We start from the raw sequence: 23,772 nt of genomic DNA on the forward strand, positions 1-23,772 counted from the left end.
TCAGAGGATGAGAGCCCATGACACGCATCGATCTCACAGCATCGCGTTCAAACGTCAGGTCGCGCAGGAGTTCATCTCCGGCGAGACGCTGCATGGCCTTGCTAAGCGGCACGACCTGTCGTGCAACCTGATCCGTTTGTGGGTGCAGAAACACGAGACCGGCGCCTTCGATGAGGACGCCGAGGCTGCGGACCGGATGCAGGAATACCAGATGGCCTACGAGACATTCGCCGACGTCGCCGAGAGCCTTCCGACATTCATCGACGACGTCTACAACACCAAGAGGCGTCACTCGGCGCTCGGCTATCTCAGCCCGCCAGTTCGAGGATCATCACGCCCGGCAGACGGTCCAAACCGAAGCTTGACCACTGTCCAGCTCAAAGGGCCCACTCCAATAGGGGCAGGTTCCACGCCGATTGAAAGCCCATGCATCGGAAAGTGACCTGAGACGGCGCCTCGCTCACTCACCTCGGCCAGCACATTGAGCAGATCGCGCGTGGAGCGCGCAAGGCGGTCGAGCCGCACGACAATGAGCACATATCCGGCCTTCAGCGAGGTGATGCAACGTCGCAACTTTGGCGCCGCTTGCCGCCTCAGAAAAGACATTCTGGCAGCCAGATGCCCTGAGGTGCTCGATCTGTCTATCCACCATCTTCCTCCAGTAGATAGAGCGCACAGACACCGATCACGAATGCATTATTAACTACAATTCTATGCACCAAACATATTAAATTTTGATATTTCGTCTCGCGCATAGAATATTTTGTGATTATATACATATCATCAATTGCACAATTATCGCCTCGCGTTATCGGAAAGCCAATCCGATAATCGGGCACCCAACCTCGATGTGAAAACAGAGTTCACCTCCGCAGCAAAAGCAGGCCGTCGAAGCGACCGATGAGCTTAGCTCATTCATTGGCGCCAAAAAATGGCTTGTAACCTGCAAGCATCCGGTGGGATTCAGTCATCAACGAGAAGGAAAAATCCCCCAGAGACCGTGGAACGGGGAATCGCAGATGACTAAATCGAGGTCGATTACCTATACAGCAGCCGTATTCGTTAGCTTGGCGTCCTTTCTGCAGGCAAATGCGCAGAGTGGCGGCAATCCGGCGTTCTCCGACGGGGTGATCAAGCTCGGGGTCCTCACCGATATGTCAGGGCCCTATGCCGATTACGCTGGTAACGGCTCCTTCACGGCTGTGAAGATGGCGGTGGAAGATTTTGGCGGAAAGCTCGGCGGAAAGCCCATCGAAGTGATCGTCGCGGACCATCAGAACAAGAGCGACGTCGGGGTCTCCATCGCGCGGGCCTGGTACGACGTGGACAAGGTGGACGCCATCTTCGACATCTCGAACTCCGCGGTCGCCCTCGCCGTTACAGGGGTGACGAAGGAAAAGAACAAGGTGGTCATTCTGGGCGGCGTCAGCACCCCAAAAATCACCACCGACACCTGCACGCCCAATAGCGTCCAGTACATTTACGACGCGAACGCGCTCTCCAACGTCGTCGGAAAGGCGATCGTGCGCGACGGCGGCGACACCTGGTTCTTTCTCACGGTGGACTTCGCCTTCGGGCACGGGCTTGAGAAAACCACTGCCGACGTGGTCAAGGCGAGCGGCGGCAAGGTGCTTGGCAGTGTTCGTTTCCCCCTGAATACGGCGGATTTCTCCTCCTTCCTGCTTCAGGCGCAGGCCTCCAACGCGAAGGTCATCGCCCTCGCCAGCGCCGGCTCTGACACGACCAACGCGATCAAGGGAGCAAACGAGTTCGGCATCTCCAACGCCGGCCGCCAGCGGGTGGCGACGCTGCTCACCTTCATCACTGACGTGCACAGCATGGGGCTGACCCAGGCGCAGAATCTGCTGCTTGCCACCGCCTTCTACTGGGACCGGGATGAAGAGGCGCGCAAGTTTGCAAAGCGCTTTCAGGAGCGCATGGGAAAAATGCCAACCATGGTGCAGGCAGGCATGTATTCGGCTGCCATGCACTATCTCAGGAGTGCCGAAAAGGCGGGGACCGATGCCGGTACGGAAGTCGTCGCCCGGATGAAAGCCGAGCCTATCAACGATTTCTTCTCAAGGGGCGGCCACATCCGGCCAGATGGCCTTCATGAGCACGAGATGCAGCTGATGCGGGTGAAGATTCCTGCGGAATCCAAGGGGCCGTGGGATTACTACGCTCCGCTGTTCACCGTTACTGCTGCGGATGCCTTCTCGCCGATGGTTCCGGGCGCCTGCGCCGCCATCAAGTGACGTATGGGTGCGGCGGCCAACCCTGCCGCCGCGCCCATTTTCTAATCGAGGTCAGAATGCGCATCGTCAATCTGTTCCGCTATCCGGTGAAGGGCCTGTCTGCCGAAGCCATGGGCGAGGTGGTGCTGGAGGCCGGTTTCGGCTTTCCCCTGGATCGCAAGTATGCGGTAACGGACGGGTCATTGCAGTTCGACCCTGCCGCGCCGAAGCCGGCACCCAAGACGCAATTCCTCATGCTGGCCAAGCATGAGAACCTCGCCCGGCTGAAGTCACGTCTCATTGAGGCCGATAACCGGCTGGAGCTCCGCAACGGGGCTGACGTGCGCACCTTCGCGCTTGACGATGCCGCGGAGCGGAGCGCCCTGGCACGCTTACTCGCCGGCGTGGTGGATGTGCCACTGCCTGGCGAGCCGGAGGTCGTCCATGCCCCCGGCCATCAGTTCACCGATGTCAGCGTCCACTCGGTCGCGCTTATGCGCTCCATTTCCCTGATCAACCTGACCACTGTAGGGGACCTGTCGGCCCATCTCGCCTTGCCACTCGACCCCATCCGTTTCCGCGCCAACCTCTATTTCGAAGGTCCGGCCGCCTGGAGCGAACTGGATTGGGTGGGGCGGCGCCTCGGCATTGGCGAAGTGGCGCTGAAGGTCGTCCGGCGCACCAAAAGATGCGCCGCGACCAGCGTCGATCCAGATCGGGCGGTGCGCGACATCAACCTGCCCATCGCCATCCGCGAGTATCAGGGCCATGGCGACCTCGGGATCTACGCAGAGGTCGAGGCCGGAGGCAGGATCGCGGCCGGCGATCGTATCGAGCTGCTCGACTGAGGCGCGAGCGCGCGGCTCCGGGGGCCGCACGCACTCAGCACTGGCCCACCAGCCAGCCTGAAAAGAGCTTCACCTCGCTCGTCAGGGCCTTGTCCCTCGGGCAGAGCAGGTAGTATCCGCCAGCGCTGCGGACGCTGAGTTCGAACGGCTTAACCAGCTCATCGCGCCAGTCCACATTGTCGATCTCGATGGTGGGCACACAGGCGACGCCCTCCCCGTCGCGCGCCGCCATAACCGCCATGAAGGAATGGCCGACATCCACGCGCCCTGCGCCTTGCGTGGGAGCGGCACCGGCAGCGTGGAGCCAGGCAGCCCAGCAGTCAGGCCGCTTCTGGTTGTGGATCAGGCGGAACCGCCCGAGGTCGTCCAGCGAGGTGAGCGGGCCGTGCCGCTCGAACAGACGGCGGCTCATCACCGGCGTGATGCGATCCTCCCAAAGGGGCGTGACCGATACATCGTCCCACGTGTCCGTCATCCGGAAATCGATCTGCGGGGCGTTGGGATCGAAGGTTGCGCCCGGAAGCTTGCCGACGCGTAGGGCCACATCGACGCCTTCCCTCTTGAAATTCACGGGCTCCAGTGAGGACGAGACCTGCAGGCGGATCTCAGGATAGGTCATCATGAAGGTAGTCAGCCGCTGCATCAGCCACAGGACGCCGATGGTGGGCAGGACGCTGACCGAAAGAGAGCGCGCTTCCTGCAGACTCTGCACGGTGGCGCGCTCAATCTCATCGAGCGCCGAGATGGCGGCTGCGAGATAGCTCTGGCCGAAGGGGGTCAGTTCCACCTGCCGAGTGAGGCGCCGGAAGAGCGGCGCGTGGAGGAAGTCCTCGAGCAGCTTGATCTGACGGCTGATGGCGCCCTGGGTTACGTTGAGTTCGTCGGCAGCCTTGGAGAAGCTCAGATGGCGACCGGCGGCCTCGAATGCGCGCAGAGCCAGCAGCGGCGGCAGACGGCGCTTCATCGGCGGCCCGCGTCGGCGTCACGTCCTGAAATGCCACGTCGAATATGAAGCGTCAGCATGGCGGAACTCTAACCCTCCGGATCAGCGGATTTCAACGTGTCCTCTGGCTGATGGGGCATCGTTTCCCATGCAGCAACCCCCTCGCCGACGCAGGCTGCGAACGAACGGACGATCCGCTCCTTAGGCAGGCCGTCCACGATGAACACGAGGAAGGATGGCATGCCCGCATCGCCCTCCCGCTCCATGTGCTCGGGGAAATAGGCGATGTGCCGGACGCAATTAATGAGCACCGGCGCATCCGCTCCCTTTAGGGTCAGGAAGCCCTTGATGCGCAAGATGCGGTCGCCATGACGGTGCAGCAGCAGCGATAGCCACAGGGCGAGGCGGCTCCAGTCCAGCGGCTGCCCCACACGGAGGCAGAAGGTCTCGGGTCCCGCCGGCAGACATGCGAAGGCGCCGGCAGGCGGCCGCAGGGCCGGCCGGAGGCTTTCCCGCCGCCAGCGTCCTGCGACGGCACTGCGGGCGATGCGGTCGGCCCTTAAGTCCGTGGCCTGCTCGACCAGCCAGCCGAACTGTGTCTCGACGGCCGGACGGCGGGGCGCGAGCGGCTGCACGCGGACCACATGGGCATCCACCGCCGCCAAGGAGTCGGGGGCGGCCATATCGGTCTTGGTGATCAGGACAACGTCGGAGGCCTCGATCTGGCGCCGGTGCTCTGCGGCATCGAGACTCTCCAGAGCGTGGACCCCATCGACGAGCGTGACGACGAGGGCGATCCGCAGCTGGCCATTGAGATAGGGATCCGACGTGATGGTCGCAATCACCGCGAGCGAATCCGCGAGCCCGCTCAACTCGAGGATCACACGATCGAAGTCCTTCCGCGTACGATGCAGGGCAAGCACCCCATGCAACTCTTCCTTGACCCCGCGGTCGATACGGCAGCACAGGCACCCATTGGCGAGGAGCGCGACCGCGCCGGTATCATTGCGCAGCAGATGGTCGTCAACGCCGAGAGCCGCTGCCTCGTTCACGAGCAGCAACGTACGCGTGAAGGCAGCCTCATCGAGCGCCCTACGCAGGAAGGTTGTCTTGCCGCTGCCGAGGTAGCCGGTGACGATGAACACGGGAAGGCGGAGATCGCCCGTCGGTCCTTTCACCGTGCGCCGGCGGTGCCGGCCTCCATGCGGGCGATGAAGGCGTCGTCCAGCGGGTCGACGGGACGACCCGACAGGCGCGCGACGCCCTCCCAAACCTCAGGCAATGTCTCGACGATCAATGTGCCGCCGGCCCTGTCCTCAAGGATCCACGAGGTGAGCATCCAGTCCCGCACCGCGATGCCGGCGTGGGCGCAGATCATCGCAAGCGCGCGCGCCTGGGCCATGCGCGCGGCGGCCGGAAGCGGATCGCGCCCTTCGCCTGCGGGGTACCGACCGGGGCTCGACCAGTGGCCCATGCCACTCCAAATGCCGCACATGCCGCACACGGGTTCAGCCCGCGAATGGGTGGGCGCGGTCGAATTCGCGGGCAATGGTCTCCAGCGTCTTGAATTCGACGCCCGGAAGCCGTGCCATGTGCTCGACTAGTCGTGAGAGCATCCGCAACACCTGCGGCCGGCCGGCCACGTCCGGGTGCAGGCAGAAGCAGAAAACCGCCTCGTCCAACTCCTCGTAGACCCAGTCGAACTGCTCGCGCCACAGCTCCTCGATGTCCTTCGGGTTCATGAAGCCGTGGCTGTTCGGCGACTTCTTGATGAACATCATGGGCGGCAGGTCGTCGAGATACCAGCTCACCGGAATCTCGATCAGCGGCGTCTCCTTGCCCCGTGACAGGGGCTTCATCCAGCCCGATGCCGGCTGGCCATAGTCGATGGCAGTCCAGCTGTCCCCCACGCGCAGGCGATAGCAGGAGAAGTCGCGATGCATCATGGAGTGGTCGTAGAGAATGCCACGTTCCATCAGAAGGCCGGGGGTGTTGGGGCTCAGCTCCCACCATGGCGCGGCATAGCCCACGGGCCGCCGCCCCGCGAGGCCGGTCAAAAGCTCGATGCAACGATCCAGGACGTCTGCCTCCTGAGCCGGCGACATGGCGAGCGGGTTCTCATGGGTGTAGCCATGCAGCGCGATCTCGTGTCCGCGTGCCGCGACCCGCGCCATCTCGGCCGGAAACGTCTCGACCGAATGGCCGGGGATGAACCAGGTGGTCTTCAGGCCGTAGCGATCGAACAGGTCGAGAAGCCGGAGGCTTCCCACCTCGCCCGCAAAGAGGCCGCGAGAAATGTCGTGCGGGGAATCCGCACCGCCGAACGTGCCTATCCACGCGGCAACCGCATCTACATCGACGCCGAATGCACAGGTGATTTTCTTCGTCATGTCATGTCGCCCGGAAGGTTTCAGATATCGAGAACGAGAACCGATCCGGCCTCGGCGCGGGCCGTGCACACTGCCACGTAGCGGCTGCGCTCCACCTCTCCAAGGCAGGTGTCGCGGTGGATCGGTTCGCCGGAAAGCCAGCGCGTCAAGCAGGTGCCGCAATAGCCCTCCCGGCAGGAGTGGTCGACGTCGAGGCCCGCCACCAGGAGCCCGTCGAGGATCGTATCGCCCGGCGGGATTTCGAGGGTGACCCCGCTTTGCGCGCACGAGACGCTGAACGGCGCATCCTGCGCTTCGGATGCAGCAAGCGGCGCCGCACCGAATGCCTCGAAGTGAAGGCTCAACCCTCCGATCTCCGTGCCGACCCGGCTCACGGCCGTCATCAGGCCGGCTGGCCCGCAACAATAGACGCGAGTCCCCGCGGGTTGCGCACGTAGCAGAGACGCGACGTCGAGACCGCGGGAGGGATCTCCGTCATCCAGCACAAACTTCACTTGGCCATGGCGGCGTGGCGCCAGGAGCTCCTCAAAATAGACAACGTTCTCCTCGCGCCGGCTGCACACGATCAGATCATAGGAGCGCCCTTCGCGCTCGCAGGTATCTGCCATGCAGATGAGCGGGGTCAGGCCGATCCCGCCGGCAATGAGCAAGGTCCGCTCCGCCGGGCGAAGCGGGAAATGATTGCGGGGGCCACCGATCTCGACCGTGGCGCCGACATGAAGATGCTGGTGGACCCAGCTCGACCCTCCGCGCCCGTCCAGTGCAGCCTGCACCGCCACAACATAGGGCTCCCCCGGACTATACGGCCGGACGAGCGAGTATTGCCGCACGCCAACTTCGGGAATGTGAATGTCTATATGCGCGCCAGCTTCATATGGAGCGAGAAAACCCGCATCATCTACGTCGATTTCCAGTTCAACAACAGCTGAATTCAATGCCCTTCTGGCTAATATGTGACCTATTGTTTTTCCTCGACCAACCGTCTTCATCCCGAAAAATCTCATTTTATTCTCTAAATTATGGTTTCATGCACGCTATTGCATGACAAACGATTTGTGATTTTGTATGGATTAGTTTCCCTCATGCTTGCCCCCTTGGCGGAGGAGAGCAAGGAGAGGGAGGCTCCGGCCCAGCTTGCAGGGCTCATCTGCTGAGGGCGAGACGCCTGAGAGCACGCGCCCGTTGGCGCAGTCGCCTTCGGGCGACCTCAAAGATGAATGGCGCGATTGTCGCCCGCCCGGGTATCGATGACCAACGGCAATCGCGTCGCTCTCCCGAAGGACACTTACCGTCATCGCCTCACTGAAAGAGAATACACAGCATGCCCAACGCCGGTCGCTGCTCACTTCAGTTCGGCTTTGCGCGTTGATGAGTGACTGCAAGCATCTCTTTTGCTCCCTCGCGACCAACTCCGCCCGGCGAGATCGTTAGGCAATGCCGCCGGGACCGACGTTCACCGTCCTTGCCAGACCGCAAGCCAGCAGCGCGCATCCACCCGCCAGCACCGGCCGCCCGCCGCGGGCATCGATCAGCGCGCCCACCTTCGGCGAGACCAGCCCGGCCACCAGAAGCCCCACCGACAGGCCGCCGACGATCCATTGCAGCGGCCAGCCCGTATCCCTAGAAGTCGGCCCAGCCAGCACCGTGAGCAGATAGAAGGACGAGCCCCAGGTGAGGATCTGCACGACGCCCAGCGCGGCGATGACCACCGGAGACGCCTGATCCTTCACGTCGCGCTTGCGCAGCAAGTGCGCGCAGGTGCCGGCATTGGCTCCGCTGCGGAGGCTCGGCAGCACCCGCTCTTTTGGTCAGGTACTGCTCCGACTTCGCTGACGGCGGGAGGCGGGAGCGAAGAGGCGCTGTCGCAACAGGCGGCTGGAGAAGAAGGGTTGGCCCGACATACGCCGGTTTCCGGCAGGATGAGCCGAACGTCGTTCGCGGCCCCCATGTCTCCGGCGATGGCGGCCACGACCGAGCGCACCTGCTCATAGCCCGTCAGCATGAGGAAGGTGGGGGCACGGCCATAGCTTTTGATCCCGACGGTGTAAAAGCCGGGCTCCGGATGAGACACCTCGCGGTGCCCATGAGGGGGCACGGACCCGCATGAATGGAGGTTCGGGTCGATCATCGGGCCCAGTGCCCGCACGCTTTCCAGCCTAGGGTCGAGATCAACGCGAATCTCGCGGGTGAGAGCAAGGTCTGGCCGCTGGCCGGTGCAGACGACGATGCGGTCGGCCGGGCCAATCGTCCGCCGGCCATACGTCGTCGTGCCCTCCACATGCAGCCGGCCGTCTTCCTCCCGGATGGTCTCGGCAGCAAAGCCCGTGATGAGCGGAATCTGGCCGCCTTCAACCTGCTCCTTCAGGCACTGCCCGAGATCCGCCCGGCCGGAGAGCTGATCGTTTGAACCGCCTCCGTAGACACGAGAGAGGTCCGACCCGCGCGTGACCCAGATGGCCTGGGTGCCCGTCGCTTCCAGAGACAATGCTTGGAGATCCAGGAGAACATTGGCGGCCGAATGGCCGGCGCCGAAGACCAGTGTCGTGCGGCCCGCATAGGCGGCGCGGTCGCGCCCCAGCACATCCGGTATCCCGTAGGCAATCCGCTTGGCGTGCGTGGCCTCTCCGTCCGCAGGCAGCCCACTTCCGCCGAGAGGGTTGGGCGACGTCCAGGTCCCCGAGGCATCAATGATGGCGCGCGCGAGATCACGCCGAACCACACCCGCACGGCTGGCGACACTGAGCAGGAAAGGGTGCCCGCTGCGGTCTCGGCTGGAAATCTTGTCGATGCCGCTCCGACCGATGGCAGTCACCCGGGCGCCGAACTCGATGGCGGACGCCATGGCGGGCACCTGCGACAGGGGCTCCAGATAGTCCGCCACGAGGTCGGCGCCCGTCGGGCACATATCCGCGTTCGGTTCGCGCCAGCCTGTGCCCGCCAGGAGCATCCGGCTCACCGGATCGATATTGTAGCGCCACGGCGAGAACAGATGCACATGGCCCCAATCGCGGATGTTTGTCGCAACCGCATCGCCGGCCTCGTAGACCCTGACCGCGATGCCTCGGTCGATGAGATGGGCCGCTGCAGCGAGCCCAATGGGGCCTCCGCCAATGACGGCAACTGGCATGTTCTCCATTTCATTCCTCCGATTATTCTGGAATTTTCGAATAATTGGGCAAGAAAAGGCCGTTCAGACGGCCCTTTCGGATGCTTCGGCGGCGCAGCCTTCATCAGCGCAGCACTCGTCTGCGAGGAAGCCGATCAAGGCATTCATGGCGGGGTAGACGGCCCGGCAGATCAGAGTCGTCCCGTGCCGCTCCTGTGACACCAGACCATTCTGAACCAGCCGTTGCAGGTGGTGCGAGAGGGTCGATGCGGGAATGCCAAGGCGCTCCTGCACCTGATTGACCGGGAGGCCGCCACGCCCTGCGCGGACGACCGTCCGATAGACCCTGAGCCTCGTCGGATTTCCAAGCACCTCAAGCTGCTTGGCGGCTAATTCGATATTCATGGAATTAACCTATGGCCCGCCCCACTGCGGGTCAAGGGTTATTTCGGCAATTATCGAATTAGTCGGCGGGCTGGATTTTCCCGGCCTCGGCCGTTCGCTCGTACCAGCCCTTGGAGCGGTTCACGATCCACACCACCGAGAGCATCACGGGCACCTCGATCAGCACGCCCACCACTGTCGCGAGCGCCGCTCCGGAGGTGAAGCCGAACAGCGAGATGGCCGCGGCCACCGCCAGCTCGAAGAAGTTCGACGCACCGATCAGAGCCGAGGGCCCGGCGACGCAGTGCGCCTCCCCGGTTGCGCGGTTCAGCAGATAGGCGAGGCCGGCGTTGAAATAGACCTGGATCAGGATCGGCACCGCAAGCAGCGCGATGACGAGCGGCTGCGCGATGATCGCCTCGCCTTGGAAGCCGAAGAGCAGCACCAGCGTCGCCAGCAGCGCCACGAGGGAGAGCGGTCCGAGACGGGCCAGCAGGCCGTCCAGCGCCGCCTGCCCGCCGTGCGCCAGCAGCCGGCCGCGCAGCAGTTGGGCGACGATGACCGGAATGACGATGTAGAGCACCACGGACAGCACCAGCGTGCCCCACGGCACCGTGATGGCGGACAGGCCCAGCAGCAAGGCGACGATGGGCGCGAAGGCGACCACCATGATGGCGTCGTTCAGCGCCACCTGCGACAGGGTGAAATGGGGCTCGCCCTTGGTGAGGTTCGACCACACGAAAACCATCGCGGTGCAGGGCGCCGCGGCGAGGATGATCAGGCCGGCGATGTAGCTGTCGATCTGGTCCGCCGGCAGCAGGGGCCGGAACAGCCAGCCGATGAATAGCCAGCCCAGCAGCGCCATGGAGAAGGGCTTCACCGCCCAGTTGACGAACAGCGTCACGCCGATGCCGCGCCAGTGCCGGCCCACCTCGCCGAGGGCGGCAAAATCGATCTTGAGCAGCATAGGAACGATCATCAGCCAGATCAGCACGGCCACCGGCAGGTTCACCTGCGCGATCTCCACGGCGCCGATGGCGTGGAAGACCGACGGCGCCAGATGGCCGAGAAGCACGCCAGCGACGATGCACAATCCGACCCACACGGTGAGATACCGTTCAAACAGGGACATTTCCGATCTCCGTACTCAGCCGCCTCAGGCCACGTCAGAACGCGGATCGGTGCCACCTTCGAGGCGGCCGATCTCGCGCAGCCGGGTGCCGAGGGCGAGGCGGTCGAGCTTGGTGATCGGCAACGCTGTGAACACCGAGATGCGGTTCTTGAGATAGCGGAAGGCGGCGTTGAAGGCCGCTTCCCTAGCGATGTCGCTGCCCTCCACCGCGGCGGGGTCCTCGATGCCCCAATGGGCCGTCATCGGTTGCCCCGGCCAGATGGGGCAGGCTTCGCCGGCCGCGTTGTCACAGACGGTGAAGACGAAATCCATCACCGGCGCGTTCGGCTCGGCGAATTCGAGCCAGCTCTTGGAGCGAAAGCCATAGGTCGGGTAGCCGAAAGCATTCAGCGTGCGGATGGCGAGCGGGTTCACCTCGCCCTTGGGGGCGCTCCCGGCCGAGAAGGCGCGGAACCGACCGGCCCCGTCCTTCGACAGGATGCTTTCCGCGAGGATCGAGCGGGCGGAATTGCCGGTGCACAGGAACAGCACGTTGAACACGTGATCGGAGCTCGTGTCAGGCATGGGTGTCCTCGGTCTTGGGTTCGCAGGCGCAGGACAAGGCAGCAACGGCGGGGGCGCAGACCTCAGGATGCCCGTTGCAGCAATCGCGCATCAGGAAGGCCACGAGGTCGGAGAGGGCGGGGTAGACGGCGCTGTAGATGATGGACCGCCCGTCCCGCCGCGAGCGCACCAGCCCGGCCTGCTCCAGATGGTTCAGGTGGAAGGACATGCGGGAGGAGGAAGCGCCGCCCATGGCCTCGCCGATGGCGCCCGCAGGCAGCCCCTCCGGACCGGCCTGCACGAGAAGGCGCACCACGCGGAGACGGGTTTCCTGAGAAAGCGCGGCGAAGGCGGAGAGGGCATCGGATTCATCCATGAGTCAATATCTCAAGATTTATTGAGATATTGACTAGCCTAGTTCGCGGGAGCCGACAACTGGATTGTGACTGGAAACGGCCTGAGCCCTGGATGCCCGTCTAGCCTGTCCACGCACGATGGGGGGCAGACAGGAGCCGGGCGGCGTGCCCCCAAAGGTCGCCCGGCTCACCCGTCATACCCGCGGACGCCCTCGCTGATCGCCGGCCTGATGGCGGTTGCGCGGCATCGTCGAAGCTATAGAAATGCGGCTCCGAGGAGCGAGCGACCGTGTCTCCTGAAGGCCACATCCTGATTGTCGATGACGACGCCGAGATCCGCCGGCTCGCCGGCAAGTTCCTGCGCGAGCACGGGCACAAGGTGACGTCGGCGCAGGATGCCCGCGAGATGCGGGAGGCCATGGCTGCCGGCCCCGTGGACCTCATCATCCTCGACATCATGCTGCCGGGCGTCAGCGGCCTCGATCTGTGCCGCGACCTGCGCCGTAGCTCCAACGTCCCCATCATCATGCTCACCGCGCGCGGGAGCGACGTGGACCGGATCGTCGGGCTGGAGCTGGGCGCCGACGACTATCTCGCGAAGCCCTTCAATCCACGTGAGCTGCTCGCCCGCATCCACGCCGTCCTGCGGCGGACGCGGCCCTCGGACGCCGTCCCGACAGTGGGCGGTTCGAGCCTGAAGTTCTCCGGCTGGACGCTCGACACCCGGCGGCGGGAACTGACCAATCCAGAAGGCGCGGTGGTGGACCTTTCCACCGGGGAATACGATTTGCTGCTGACCTTCCTCGAGCACCCCCAGCGCGTGCTGAACCGCGACCAGCTGATGGACGCCGCCAAGAACCGAACCGCCACGGGCTTCGACCGCGCCATCGACATCCAGGTGAGCCGGCTGCGCAAGAAGCTCGAGTCCCACGGCGGTCTGGAGATGGTGAAGACGGTCCGCGGCGCGGGCTATTTCTTCGCCCCGGAGGTGGAGCGCTCGTGATCCGCGCCCTCGACAGCCTCGCCATGCGCACCGCCGTGGTGGCGGTGGTGGGCATCGTCGTGGTGCATGTGCTCAGCCTGTGGACCTACGAGCACGCCATGGAGCGCCAGCGCCACGCCGCCCATGCGGTGCGCCTCGCCGACCAGTTGATCTCTCTGCGCCGGTCGCTCGCTGCCGTGGCACCGGAAAGCCGCGAGGATGTGGCCCACGATCTGTCGGGCGGCGCCATCGACGCGCATTGGAGCCGGGAAGCGATGGCTGCGGCCGGCGCCCGCGCGACCGAAGCGGCCCAGCGCCTCGCCGAGGAGGTTCGCACCCTGGCGCCCGAGCTTCAGGCCGGCGATGTGCTGGTGAGCGCCGGGGCCGATCCGCATCTCAGTCTCGTGGCGGTGCGCCTGCCGGACGGCAGCTGGCTCAACGCCCGCCTGTTCGCCTCCGCCCCGCAGGCGCCGGGGGCGCATGGATCCCTGCTCTCCACCACGCTCATGGCAGCGGGCGTGCTGCTGCTCTCGCTCGCCATCGCCGCGTGGCTCACCCGCCCGCTCCGGGCCATGGCGCGTACGGTTGCGGCCTTGCCGCCCGCCGCCCCCCTCGTGCGGCTGCCCGAGACCGGCCCCAATGAGGTTCGCGAGCTGGCCCATGCGTTCAACGGCATGCAGGCACGCATCGCCGGACTGGTGGAGCGGCGCACGCAGGCCCTGGCCGCCGTCTCCCACGATTTGCGCACGCCCATGACGCGGCTGCGCTTCCGACTGGAGGATGTGAGCGATCCGGCGCTGCGCCACGCCATGGCCGAGGACATCGCGGAGATGGAGCAGATGGTGGATGCCACCCTCTCCTACCTGCGCGGCGAGGCCAGCGACGAGCCGGTACGGCCGCTCGATCTGGTGGCGCTGGTGGAGACCATTGTGGACGGAGCGCGGGACCGGGGCCTTTGCGCCGATCTATCCGCCCCGCCGCGCTTGGTGATCGCCGGGCGCCTCGTCAGCCTGAAGCGGATGGTGTCCAACCTCGTCGAGAATGCGCTCACCTATGGCGGCTCCGCCCATGTGACGCTCACGGACGAGGGCGCCGCCGCCGTGCTGGGGGTCCGCGACCACGGCCCCGGCATTCCCGAAGACCAACTGGCCGCCGTGCTTGAGCCGTTCGTCCGGCTCGAGGCCTCGCGCAGCCGCGCGACCGGCGGCGTCGGGCTGGGCCTCACCATCGCGTGTACGGTGGCCGAGGCGCACGGCGGCACTCTGACGCTCGCCAACGCTCCCGATGGCGGCCTGATCGCGACGGTGCGCCTGCCCAAGGTCCAGGCTGAAACAAACTGATACAGAAGCGATACGCGGCGTGACGCGCCGCCCGCTATCGCTCACCCGTACCGGCATCACGAGCGGACGGGTTGAGGCATGGGGTCCCATTTCTTGCGGAACGTCGTGTCTGGCCTGCGCGGGCTTCTCGCCTGCGCGGCGCTGTCCGGCTCCGCTGCGGCCCATGAAGGCCACGACCATGGGACGCCACCGCCCCCTCAGGTGACGACGCTCGCTCCCCGCGTCGAGGCCGCCTCCGCCGATTTCGAGCTGGTGGCGGTGCTGCGCGATGGCGTCCTGACGATCTATCTCGACCGCTTCGCCGACAATGCTCCGGTGGAGGGCGCCGCCGTCGAAGTGGACACGCCGGAGGGCTCGCAGCCCGCAAAACCCGCAGGACCGGGCACCTATGTGTTGCCCGCGCCATTCGCGGCAACGCCGGGCGCGCACGATATCGCCTTCACCGTCACGGCTGGCGACTCGGTGGACGTGCTTGCCGGCACCCTGACCATTGGGCCGGCCGCACCTTCATCCGATGCGAGGCCGCCCGCGCCGGCGACGCTGGCGCTGATTGGCGGGGCACCGTCCGGCGCGCTCGCGGGCGTTGCCGTGGGCCTCCTCATCGGTTTTCTCGCCGGGGCGCTTGTCGTATCGCGGCGGCGGGCGGGGGTGCTCCTCCTCCTTGGGGCGGTCGGCCTCGCGCTTGCCGGACCACGCGACGCCCGGGCGGACGCGCCGAAGCCCGCTCCGCGCGACATGGCACAGCGCCTCCCCGACGGTTCGGTGATCGTGCCCAAGCCGACCCAGCGCATCCTCGGTGTGCGCACGCTCGTCACGGCGTCGGGCGCCTTCGCCGGCACGGTCGAGTTGCCCGGCCGCGTGGTGCCGGACGCCAATGCGAGCGGCCTGGTGCAAAGCGCAGTGGGCGGCCGCCTCGCGCCGCCCGAGGGCGGCTTCAAGCCGCTCGGAACGAAGGTCGCGGCAGGCGAAATCCTCGCCTACGTGCATCCGCCCATCGGCGCCTCCGACCTCAAGGACCTGGAGCAGCAGGGTTACGAGCTGGACCAGCAGATCGCCCTTGTGAAGCGCCGCTACGAGCGGCTCTCGGCCATTCCCAATGCCGTGACCCGCCGCGAGGTGGAGGAGGCCGAGATCGAGCTGAACGGCCTCAAGACCCGTCGGACCAAGCTGGAGCGGGTGCAGCGTGAGCCGGAGGCCCTCCGCGCGCCGGTCGCCGGGATCATCGCTACCGCCGACGCCGTCGCGGGGCAGATGGCGGACCCGAACACGGTGGTGTTCCGCATCGTCGACCCCGCCCGGCTGTGGGTGGAGGCGCTCGGCTTTTCGCCGGACGCGGGACGATCGGGCGCCACCGGCCGGCTGCCGAACGGACGCACGCTGGACCTCAGTTTTCTGGGGGCGGGCATATCCGACCGCGCCCAGGCGCTCCCTCTCCTGTTCTCGGTCGCCTCGGATACCGGGGAGCTGCGCCCAGGCCAGTTCCTGACGGTATTCGCCGAGGCCGGCGCCCCGCGCATTGGCATCGCGATCCCCCGCTCTGCGGTGGTGCGCGGGGCGAACGGCCAATCGATCGTCTATGCGCACATCAGTGCCGAGCGCTTCGCCTCGCTCGAGGTGAAGACCCTGCCCCTCGACGCCTCCCGCGTGCTGGTGGTGGCGGGTCTCTCCCCCGGCCAGCGCGTCGTCACCGACGGCGCCGAACTCATCGACCAGATCCGCTGAGGCCGGCCGATGTTCACCGTCCTCGTCACCCAGTCCCTGCGCCACCGCCTGCTGGTGCTGGCGCTCGCGGCCGTGCTGGTGGTCTACGGCGCCTATGCAGTGACGCGCTTGCCGGTGGACGTGCTGCCGGACCTCAATCGTCCCACAGTGACCATCATGACCGAGGCGGAGGGGCTCGCCCCGGCCGAAGTCGAGCAACTCGTCACCTTCCCGCTTGAGACGGCGATGAATGGGCTGCCGGGCCTGATCCGCCTGCGGTCGGTGTCGGGCGTCGGCCTCTCCGTCCTCTATGTGGAATTCGACTTCGGCACCGACATCTTCCGCGACCGCCAGCAGATCGCCGAACGCCTTGCGCTGGTGCGGGACCGCTTGCCGGCGAACGTCTCGCCGCAGATGGGGCCGATCAGCTCCATCATGGGGCAGATCCTGATGTTCGCCGTGACCAGCGACACGGCGCCCCCCATGGCAGTGCGCGAGGCGGCTGATTTTGTCATCAGGCCCCGGCTCCTCGCCATTTCGGGTATCGCCCAGGTCATTCCCATGGGCGGCGACGTGCGGCAGTTCCGCGTCTCTCCGGACCTCGCCGCCATGCGCGCCAACGGCATCACGCTCGATGCGCTGGAAAAGGCACTCGCCCAGTTTGGCACCAATTCGGGCGGCGGCTTCGCCGACCAGAGCGGACGTGAGTTCCTGATCCGGAACATCGCCCGCACGCTCAGCCTCGACGACCTGACGACCCTCGTGCTGCCCCGCCCCTCGGGAGGCAACGTCTTCCTCCACCAGATCGCGCAGGTGGACTACGCCGCGCGGCTGAAACGCGGCGATGCCGGCTACATGGGGCGGCCGGCCGTGATCCTTTCGGTGGAGAAGCAGCCGGAGGCGGACACCCTCGCCTTGACCCGTGCGGTGGAGGAGGCGGTAGCCGATCTCAACCGGACGCTGCCCGACGGCATCCGCATCTCCCCGCCGGTGTTCCGGCAGGCGGACTTCATCGCAGCCTCCATCGGCAATGTGGAGAAGGTGCTGATGGAAGCCATGGCGGTGGTCGCCGTGGTGCTGTTCGCGTTCCTGCTGAACTGGCGCACCACGCTCATCTCGCTCACCGCCATCCCGGTGTCGATCCTCACCACCGCCATCGTGTTTCACGCCTTCGGCCTCTCGATCAACACGATGACGCTGGGCGGCCTCGCCATCGCCATCGGCGAGCTGGTGGACGATGCCGTGGTGGACGTGGAGAACATCTTCCGGCGTTTGCGCGAGAATGCCGCCGCGGTCGCGCCCCGCCCCGTCTTCGATGTGGTGGTGGCGGCGAGCCGGGAGGTGCGCTCGGGCATCGTCTACGCCACGCTCATCATCGTGCTGGTGTTCGTGCCCCTGTTTGCGCTGCCCGGCATCGAGGGACGGCTGTTCGCCCCGCTGGGGCAGGCCTACATCGTCTCCATCCTCGCGAGCCTCGCCACCTCCATCACGCTGACGCCGGTGCTCGCCTTCTACCTGCTCCCGGCGATCAGTCGGCAGGCCGAGCGGGACGGCGCGCTGGTGCGCATGCTGAAGGGTGGGTACGCGGCGGTGCTCGCAAGCGCTTTCCGCCACCAACGCCTCGTGATGGGAGCGACGACCCTGCTCTTCGTCGCAGCTCTAGCCGCTGCCGCTGGCCTGCCGCGTGCCTTCCTGCCGCCCTTCAACGAAGGCTCGCTCACCATCTCCATGTCGTTCCGTCCGGGGCTCTCGCTCGCCGAGAGCCACCGCATGGGGCTCATCGCCGAGGGCCTCATCCTGGAGGTTCCGGAGGTGAAGGCGGTCGGCCGGCGCACCGGGCGGGCGGAGCTCGACGAGCACGCCGAGGGCGTTCATGCCTCCGAGATCGAGGTGGACCTTTCCCCCTCCGCCCGCAGCCGCGCCCAGATCACCGCCGACATCCGCGACCGGCTCGCGGTCCTGCCAGCATCCTTCAACATCGGCCAACCCATTTCGCACCGGCTCGACCACATGCTCTCCGGCGTGCGGGCCGAGATCGCCCTGAAGCTGTTCGGCGAAGACCTCGACACCCTGCGCGCCACTGCGGACACCCTGCGCCAGCGCCTCGCCGCCATTCCCGGCCTCGTCGACCTGCAGGTGGAACGGCAAGTGCGCGTGCCGGAGGTGACGGTGCGCGTGGATTATGGCCGCGCCGCCCTCTACGGCCTCCAGCCCGCCCAGGTGACGGACGCGCTGGCGCGGCTCTCCAACGGTCGCGTGGTCTCGACCCTCGTGGACGGCAACCGGCGCTTCGACCTGATTGTCCGCTTGCCCGACGCGACACGCAGCGCCGACGGACTGGCCGGCCTCCTCATCGAGACGCCTTCCGGCTGGATCCCCCTCTCGCAGGTCGCCGAAGTGAAGGAGACGGACGGGCCGAACCAGATCCTGCGTGAAGGCGGTCGGCGGCGCATCGTGGTGCTGGCCAACACCTCCGGCGCACGGGACACGGCTGCCATCATCGCCGACATGCGCCGCGTCATCGGGGAGACGGCCCTTCCGACCGGAACTTCGACCAGCCTTGAAGGCACCTTCGCCGCGCAGGAGGAATCCATGCGCACGATCGGCGGCCTTGCCGCGGTATCTCTGCTTGTGGTCTTCGCGATCCTTTATAGCCGCTATCGCTCGGCGCTGTTCGCGCTGGTCATCATGGGCAGCGTGCCGCTGGCGCTCATCGGCGCGGTCCTCGCCCTGTGGCTGGCGGGTCAGCCGCTCTCGGTGGCGAGCATGATCGGCTTCGTCACGCTCACCGGCATCGCTGCGCGCAACGGCATCCTGAAGATCAGCCACGTCATCAATCTGGCCATTGCGGAGCGCCAGCCCTTCGGCCCGGCGCTCGTCATGCGCGGGAGCCTCGAGCGGCTGACCCCGGTGCTGATGACCGCGGCGTCCGCCGGCATCGCTTTGCTGCCGCTCATGAGCGGGGCCGAGGTGCCGGGCAAGGAAATCCTCCACCCCGTCGCCATCACGATCTTCGGCGGCCTCGTCAGCGCCACGCTGCTCGATGCGGTGCTCACCCCCGTGCTCGTCCTGCGATACGGCAGCCGTCCGCTCGAACGGCTGGTGACGGGCGCAGGCGAGACTTCCCCCATCCCCGACGCCGCCCGCGCGGACGCCTTCTGACGGAGCCTGCCATGATTTTCCGCCGCCTCGTTCCCGCAGCCCTCGCCCTTCCTCTTCTCGCCCTTCCCTTGCTTGCCACCCCTGTGTTCGCGCACGAGCCCGGCGTCGGAGCCAATGGCGGGGTGCGGGTGGATGCCGGGCGCTATCACGCCGAACTGGTGTCAGACGGTACCGCCACCGTCGCGCTCTATCTCAGCGACGGGTCCGACAAGCCCGTCGCGGCCGACGGCTTCAAGGCGAACGCGATCCTCGTGGTGGAGGGCAAGGCCCAGCGCTTTCCCCTGTCTCCGACCGGAGGCAACCGGCTTGCCGGCACCGCCGCCGTGGCCATTCCCAAGGGCGTGAAGGGCGCCGTCCAGATCACGGCTCCGGATGGCTCCTCTGCCCAGGCCAAATACTGAAGACACCGTATCTCCCGGCCCGCCTTGTCTGCCCGGCGACGCGCCCAGGAAGCTGATCCAGAGGCTGACCATGACCCGACCGATTGCCTCCTCTCTCACTCGCCGCTCCTTCCTTACGGGCGGCGCGGCAATGGGTGCGCTCGCCGTTTCCGGCGGGTGGAACCGCGCTCTCGCGGCGCCCCTTCTCAGCGTCGAGAGCGTGACGCTCGACGTGAACGGCAAGGCCGCCAAGGTTTTCGCGGTGAAGGGTCTGGCCGGTGAGGGCATCTTCGCCAAGGAGGGCGACCGCCTCTCCGGCGCAGTGCTCAACGCATCCGACACCCCCGCAGTGATGCATTGGCACGGCCAGCTCTTCGCTCCGGCGGACCAGGATCGCGCTCGTCCCGGCGGCGGCGAACTGGCGCCCGGCGGGACGGATCAGGTGGATTTCCTGCTCACGCCCGGCACCCACTGGATGCATTCCCACACCCTGAGCGAACAGCAACTGCTCGCCGCTCCCCTCGTCACCCGCGAGGCGGATGCCGGGGATGTGCAGGATGTGGTGGTGATGCTGCACGATTTCTCCTTCCGGAGCCCGGAGGAGATCCTCGCCCGGCTCGGCGGGAGCAGCGCCCATGGCGGTCACGGCATGGGCGGGTCCATGCAGGGAATGGCCGTGCCCGGAATGGGCCATGCCGGCCATGGGAGCAGTGGAATGGGCGGCATGGGAGCTATGGGCGGGGGAGCTATGGGCGGCGGGATATCCGCGTCACCGCCCGCCGGCCAGATGAGCCACGGCATGGGTGGCGGGATGCCCGGAGGAATGGCCGGCGGCATGATGGCCCACGCCAACGATGTCGATTACGACGCCTTCCTCGCCAACCGGCGCACCCTCGCCGATCCGGAGGTTGCGCAGGTGGAGAAGGGCAGCCGGGTGCGCCTGCGCATCATCAACGGCGGCACGGCCACCGCCTTCTTCATCAGCGTGCCCGGCCTCAAGCCCAGATGCATCGCCGTTGATGGCTCGCCATGCGTCCCCGTCGAGGCGGATGCCTTTCCTCTGGCCCAGGGCCAGCGGGTCGATCTCATCGTGAATATTCCCGCGGGTGGCGGCGCCTTTCCCGTGCTGGCCCAGGTGGAGGCCTCGCCGCGCCGCACCGGCCTCGTCCTGGCAACCGCCGGGGCTTCCGTGGCCCGTATCGCCGAGGGCGCGGACCGTCCCCAGGGCCTTGTCGATCTCACGTTCGAGGCGCGCCTCGCGGCGACGAAGCCGCTGGCGCCGCGCAAGGCTGACCGGGTCTTTCCCATCATGCTCGGCGAGGAGGCGGGCTACCGCTGGACCATCAACGGGCGGATCCATACCGAGGCGGAGCCCTTGGTGGTGAGCCCTGGAGAGCGGGTGGAGATGACTTTCATGAACCCCACCACCATGAGCCATCCCATGCACCTGCACGGCCATCATTTCCAGGTGGTCGGCATTGGTGGGAAGCGCTTCCCCGGGGCGGTCCGCGACACAGTGATGGTGCCCCCGCAAATGTCCGTCACGATCACCTTCGACGCCGGGCCGAAGGGCGAATGGTTCCTCCATTGCCACCACCTCTACCACATGGCCACCGGAATGATGGCGGTAGTGAAGGTGGCCTGATCCCGCAGAGGAGAGACCGTCATGCACTACGATCAGATGATGAGCGGCGGCATGTGGGGGATGTGGCTCTTCGGCCTTCTCGTTCTGGCGCTTGTCGTGCTCGGCATCGCCGCGCTCATCAAGTATCTCGGGCGCTGAACGCGAAGCGCTGCCCGGAAAGGGCAGGGTCGAATTGTGAAGCTCGGAATTGTCTTCGCACGTAACCGTCGTTTTCAGGCCACGTTGCTGAGGGCGGGCTGTGCTGGGTAGGCCCATGGCATGAGGTCGTCGATGCGGCTGTTGGGGTGGCCGTTGAGGATGCGGGTGATAACGTCCGCGAGGTAGGCTTGGGGGTCGATTCCGTTGAGCTTGCAGGTCTCGACGAGCGAGGCGATGACGGCCCAGTGTTCGGCGCCGCCGTCGGAGCCGGCGAAGAGCGCATTCTTCCGGGTCAGAGCCAGAGGGCGGATGGAGCGCTCGACGATGTTGTTGTCCAGTTCGACGCGGCCGTCGTCGAGGAACAAGGTGAGGCCCTCCCAGCGCGAGAGCGCGTAGCGGATCGCCTCCGCGAGCTTGGTCTTCTGGCTGATCAGCGCCAGCTTCGCCCGCAGCCACGGCTCGAGAGCCTCGATGATCGGCTTGCTCTTCTCCTGGCGCGTGGCCCGGCGCTCATCCGAGGTTCGGCCACTGATCCCGACCTCGACGTGGTAGAGTTCCGCAATGCGCTGCAGGGCCTCGCTGGCGATCGGCGCGGGACCGCTCTGGGCGAGCTCGTAGAAGCGGCGCCGAACATGCGCCCAGCAGAACGCCAGGCTCACGGCGTTGCGTCCGGCCAGCGCCTTGTACCCGCCATAGCCATCGACCTGGAGGATGCCGCTGAAGCCGTCGAGGTGGGCGACGGGCCGCTCGCCCTTGCGGTCAGGGGCATAGACATAGGCGACGGCGGGCGGATCGGTGCCGCCCCAGGGCCGGTCGTCGCGGGCATAGGCGAAGAGCTGCCCGGTCTTGGTCCGGCCGCGTCCGGGATCGAGCACCGGCGCCGTGGTCTCGTCGGCGAACAGCTTGGGCGAGGTCTTGAGCACCGCCAGCAGCCGGTCATGCACGGGCCGCAGCAGGAAGGCCGCGCGCCCGACCCAGTCCGCCAGCGTCGAGCGGTCGAGCGCGATGCCCTGGCGCCCGTAGATCTGGGCCTGGCGGTACAGGGGCAGATGGTCGGCATATTTGGAGACGAGCACATGGGCAACGGTTGCCTCGGTCGGCAGTCCGCCCTCGATCAGCCGTGCCGGCGCCGGGGCCTGCACCACCACATCCGCGCAGGACCGGCAGGCATATTTCGGCCGGCGCACCACCAGGACGCGGAACTGGGCCGGCACCATGTCGAGCCGCTCGGCCACATCCTCGCCGATGCGGTGCAGCTTGCCGGAACAGCACGGGCAGAGGTCGCTCTCGATATCGACCACGGTCTCGATCCGCGGCAGATGGGCGGGCAGCGCTCCGCGGTTCGCACGGCGTTTGGCGACCCGCTCGGCCTTCTCGGCCGGCACCTGCGCCTCGGACGCAGCGAAGCCGGCGGCCTCGATCTGTTCGGCCTCTTCCAACGCCAGCAGCAGCTGGTCCTCAGGGAGGCTCTCCGCCCGCCGTCCGAAGCGGTGCCTCTGCAGCTCCTTGATGATCTGGCGCAGGCGCTCGATCTCCGCATCCCGCGCGATCAGCATCGCCTGGAGCGTCTCGGGATCACGGGGAAGCTCGGTGGAGAGCGAAGCCATGACCCGCAATGAATCATATTCGCCAGGCCCCTGCGAGCCTCTTCAACTGGCGGCGACCGGTGTCGTCGTACGCTGTGCCTCATGCACCCGCCGCCAGTCGAGGCCCTCGAGCAAAGCCTGGAGCTGGGCCGATGTCAGCTGCAGGATGCCGTCCTCTACCTTGGGCCAGCGGAACTCACCGTCCTCCAGCCGCTTCGCCACCAGCACGACACCGGTGCCGTCCCAGAACACCAGCTTCACCCTGTCGGCGCGCTTGGCCCGGAAGACGTACACCGTGCCGGAGAACGGATCGGCGCCCATGGTCTCACGCACCAAGGCCGCGAGCCCCTCCGCCCCTTTGCGGAAGTCCACCGGCCGCGTCGCCACCATGACGCGGACCGCGCCGCTCGAGCCGATCACGACCCGGCCTTCTGCGTGCCGATCACCGCCGCTATGGTGGCCGGCGAGGCCCCGTTCTCGATCATCACCCGGACCCCGGCGACGCCGACCTCGATCGTCGCCGCGCGACGTTGCCGGCCTCGCCGCTTCGGCCGTGACGGTGGGGCGGACGGCTCAGATGCGGGAGCCGGTTCCGGCGTGACAACGGCCGGCACGAACGCCGGGATCCTCTCGCTCGCCTTGCGCACCTCACGACGCCAGGTGAACAGCTGCTGTGGCGACAAGGCATGGCGCCGCGCCACGTCACTCACCGTCGCTCCAGCCTCGAAGCTCTCGGCGACAATCCGCGCCTTCTCCTCGAGAGCCCACTCCCGGCGACGCCCCGCTCCGGTGAAAACCTCGAATCGCCGCACCGGCTCCTCGGCACTCGATTTAAGCGTAAGCTCTGAAATCGTCATATGTCCAAGCCCTCCAGGCTCGGAACATCGCCCCCTCAGCCTCGA

Annotated in this window: 22 protein-coding genes and 2 pseudogenes; 9 read left to right on the top strand and 15 right to left on the bottom strand. The window is 66.5% G+C overall.

Going from position 1 to position 23,772, the window contains the following annotated elements; all coding sequences use genetic code 11:
* Positions 1-7 precede the first annotated feature (7 nt).
* The gene (locus tag V5F74_RS15255; protein ID WP_245279338.1) at positions 8-442 is read left to right on the top strand and encodes a helix-turn-helix domain-containing protein; all 435 of its coding nucleotides are present in this window, start codon (positions 8-10) and stop codon (positions 440-442) included.
* 68 nt (positions 443-510) lie between these two features.
* Here V5F74_RS15255 and V5F74_RS15260 read toward each other — a convergent pair.
* Positions 511-606: pseudogene (locus V5F74_RS15260) on the bottom strand (hypothetical protein); the annotation flags it as partial.
* Between the two features lie 413 nt (positions 607-1,019).
* On the opposite strand from V5F74_RS15260, the gene V5F74_RS15265 reads away from it, so the two are divergent.
* Positions 1,020-2,255, top strand: a complete 1,236-nt coding sequence (locus V5F74_RS15265; protein WP_029557320.1) for an ABC transporter substrate-binding protein — start codon at positions 1,020-1,022, stop codon at positions 2,253-2,255.
* 56 nt (positions 2,256-2,311) lie between these two features.
* Entirely contained in the window at positions 2,312-3,082 is a 771-nt protein-coding gene (locus tag V5F74_RS15270) for an MOSC domain-containing protein (RefSeq protein WP_029557319.1), read from the top strand.
* A gap of 34 nt (positions 3,083-3,116) precedes the next feature.
* Here the strand turns inward: V5F74_RS15270 and V5F74_RS15275 are convergent, their stop codons facing one another.
* The 11 genes and pseudogenes from V5F74_RS15275 to V5F74_RS15325 all read right to left on the bottom strand — a co-directional run bounded on the left by V5F74_RS15275 (position 3,117) and on the right by V5F74_RS15325 (position 11,956).
* Positions 3,117-4,046, bottom strand: coding sequence for a LysR substrate-binding domain-containing protein (locus tag V5F74_RS15275; protein WP_394008982.1), 930 nt, complete (start codon positions 4,044-4,046; stop codon positions 3,117-3,119).
* 68 nt (positions 4,047-4,114) lie between these two features.
* Complete coding sequence (locus tag V5F74_RS15280) at positions 4,115-5,170, bottom strand: CobW family GTP-binding protein (protein WP_029557317.1); 1,056 nt, start codon at positions 5,168-5,170, stop codon at positions 4,115-4,117.
* A 29-nt stretch (positions 5,171-5,199) separates the two neighbouring features.
* Positions 5,200-5,427: a hypothetical protein gene (locus V5F74_RS15285; RefSeq protein ID WP_051679049.1), complete on the bottom strand. Its 228-nt coding sequence runs from the start codon at positions 5,425-5,427 to the stop codon at positions 5,200-5,202.
* Between the two features lie 106 nt (positions 5,428-5,533).
* Entirely contained in the window at positions 5,534-6,415 is an 882-nt protein-coding gene (locus V5F74_RS15290) for a polysaccharide deacetylase family protein (RefSeq protein WP_394008984.1), read from the bottom strand.
* A gap of 20 nt (positions 6,416-6,435) precedes the next feature.
* Complete coding sequence (locus V5F74_RS15295; protein WP_197022981.1) at positions 6,436-7,404, bottom strand: PDR/VanB family oxidoreductase; 969 nt, start codon at positions 7,402-7,404, stop codon at positions 6,436-6,438.
* Between the two features lie 477 nt (positions 7,405-7,881).
* Positions 7,882-8,145: pseudogene (locus V5F74_RS15300) on the bottom strand (MFS transporter); the annotation flags it as partial.
* Positions 8,142-9,551 carry an NAD(P)-binding protein gene (locus V5F74_RS15305; protein WP_394008986.1) on the bottom strand — a complete coding sequence of 470 codons (1,410 nt, stop codon included), beginning with the start codon at positions 9,549-9,551 and terminating at the stop codon, positions 8,142-8,144. The gene V5F74_RS15305 and the pseudogene V5F74_RS15300, both read right to left, overlap by 4 nt.
* A 54-nt stretch (positions 9,552-9,605) precedes the next feature.
* A complete protein-coding gene (locus V5F74_RS15310) occupies positions 9,606-9,926 on the bottom strand; it encodes an ArsR/SmtB family transcription factor (protein ID WP_394008988.1) in 321 nt (106 codons plus the stop codon).
* Between the two features lie 58 nt (positions 9,927-9,984).
* On the bottom strand, positions 9,985-11,037 hold the full coding sequence (gene arsB, locus V5F74_RS15315; RefSeq protein ID WP_394008990.1) for an ACR3 family arsenite efflux transporter: 1,053 nt from the start codon (positions 11,035-11,037) through the stop codon (positions 9,985-9,987).
* A 24-nt stretch (positions 11,038-11,061) separates the two neighbouring features.
* Entirely contained in the window at positions 11,062-11,601 is a 540-nt protein-coding gene (locus tag V5F74_RS15320) for an arsenate reductase ArsC (RefSeq protein ID WP_029557309.1), read from the bottom strand.
* Positions 11,594-11,956, bottom strand: a complete 363-nt coding sequence (locus tag V5F74_RS15325; RefSeq protein ID WP_029557308.1) for an ArsR/SmtB family transcription factor — start codon at positions 11,954-11,956, stop codon at positions 11,594-11,596. The genes V5F74_RS15320 and V5F74_RS15325 overlap by 8 nt, the downstream gene beginning before the upstream one ends.
* 269 nt (positions 11,957-12,225) lie before the next feature.
* Between V5F74_RS15325 and V5F74_RS15330 the strand changes: the two genes are divergently transcribed.
* From V5F74_RS15330 to V5F74_RS15355, 6 genes are all read left to right on the top strand, one after another.
* A complete protein-coding gene (locus V5F74_RS15330; RefSeq protein ID WP_029557307.1) occupies positions 12,226-12,939 on the top strand; it encodes a response regulator in 714 nt (237 codons plus the stop codon).
* Positions 12,936-14,258 (top strand): ATP-binding protein, encoded by a 1,323-nt coding sequence (locus tag V5F74_RS15335; RefSeq protein WP_394008992.1) that lies wholly within the window; start codon positions 12,936-12,938, stop codon positions 14,256-14,258. Before V5F74_RS15330 ends, V5F74_RS15335 begins: the two co-directional genes overlap by 4 nt.
* A gap of 78 nt (positions 14,259-14,336) precedes the next feature.
* Entirely contained in the window at positions 14,337-15,980 is a 1,644-nt protein-coding gene (locus tag V5F74_RS15340; protein ID WP_394008994.1) for an efflux RND transporter periplasmic adaptor subunit, read from the top strand.
* Positions 15,981-15,989: 9 nt separating this feature from the next.
* Entirely contained in the window at positions 15,990-19,121 is a 3,132-nt protein-coding gene (locus V5F74_RS15345; protein WP_394008996.1) for an efflux RND transporter permease subunit, read from the top strand.
* An 11-nt stretch (positions 19,122-19,132) separates the two neighbouring features.
* Entirely contained in the window at positions 19,133-19,522 is a 390-nt protein-coding gene (locus tag V5F74_RS15350) for a hypothetical protein (RefSeq protein WP_394008998.1), read from the top strand.
* A gap of 70 nt (positions 19,523-19,592) precedes the next feature.
* Complete coding sequence (locus tag V5F74_RS15355) at positions 19,593-21,146, top strand: multicopper oxidase family protein (protein WP_394009000.1); 1,554 nt, start codon at positions 19,593-19,595, stop codon at positions 21,144-21,146.
* A 212-nt stretch (positions 21,147-21,358) separates the two neighbouring features.
* On the opposite strand, the gene tnpC is transcribed toward V5F74_RS15355, so the two are convergent.
* The 3 genes from tnpC to tnpA are packed head-to-tail and all read right to left on the bottom strand — an operon-like array spanning position 21,359 to position 23,727.
* A complete protein-coding gene (tnpC, locus tag V5F74_RS15360; protein WP_029557301.1) occupies positions 21,359-22,891 on the bottom strand; it encodes an IS66 family transposase in 1,533 nt (510 codons plus the stop codon).
* A 42-nt stretch (positions 22,892-22,933) separates the two neighbouring features.
* Positions 22,934-23,290 (bottom strand): IS66 family insertion sequence element accessory protein TnpB, encoded by a 357-nt coding sequence (tnpB, locus tag V5F74_RS15365; protein ID WP_029557300.1) that lies wholly within the window; start codon positions 23,288-23,290, stop codon positions 22,934-22,936.
* Positions 23,287-23,727, bottom strand: a complete 441-nt coding sequence (gene tnpA / locus V5F74_RS15370) for an IS66-like element accessory protein TnpA (RefSeq protein ID WP_029557299.1) — start codon at positions 23,725-23,727, stop codon at positions 23,287-23,289. Before tnpA ends, tnpB begins: the two co-directional genes overlap by 4 nt.
* Positions 23,728-23,772 lie beyond the last annotated feature (45 nt).

The sequence above is a fragment of the Xanthobacter aminoxidans genome (assembly GCF_043193615.1).
Lineage (GTDB): Bacteria > Pseudomonadota > Alphaproteobacteria > Rhizobiales > Xanthobacteraceae > Xanthobacter > Xanthobacter aminoxidans.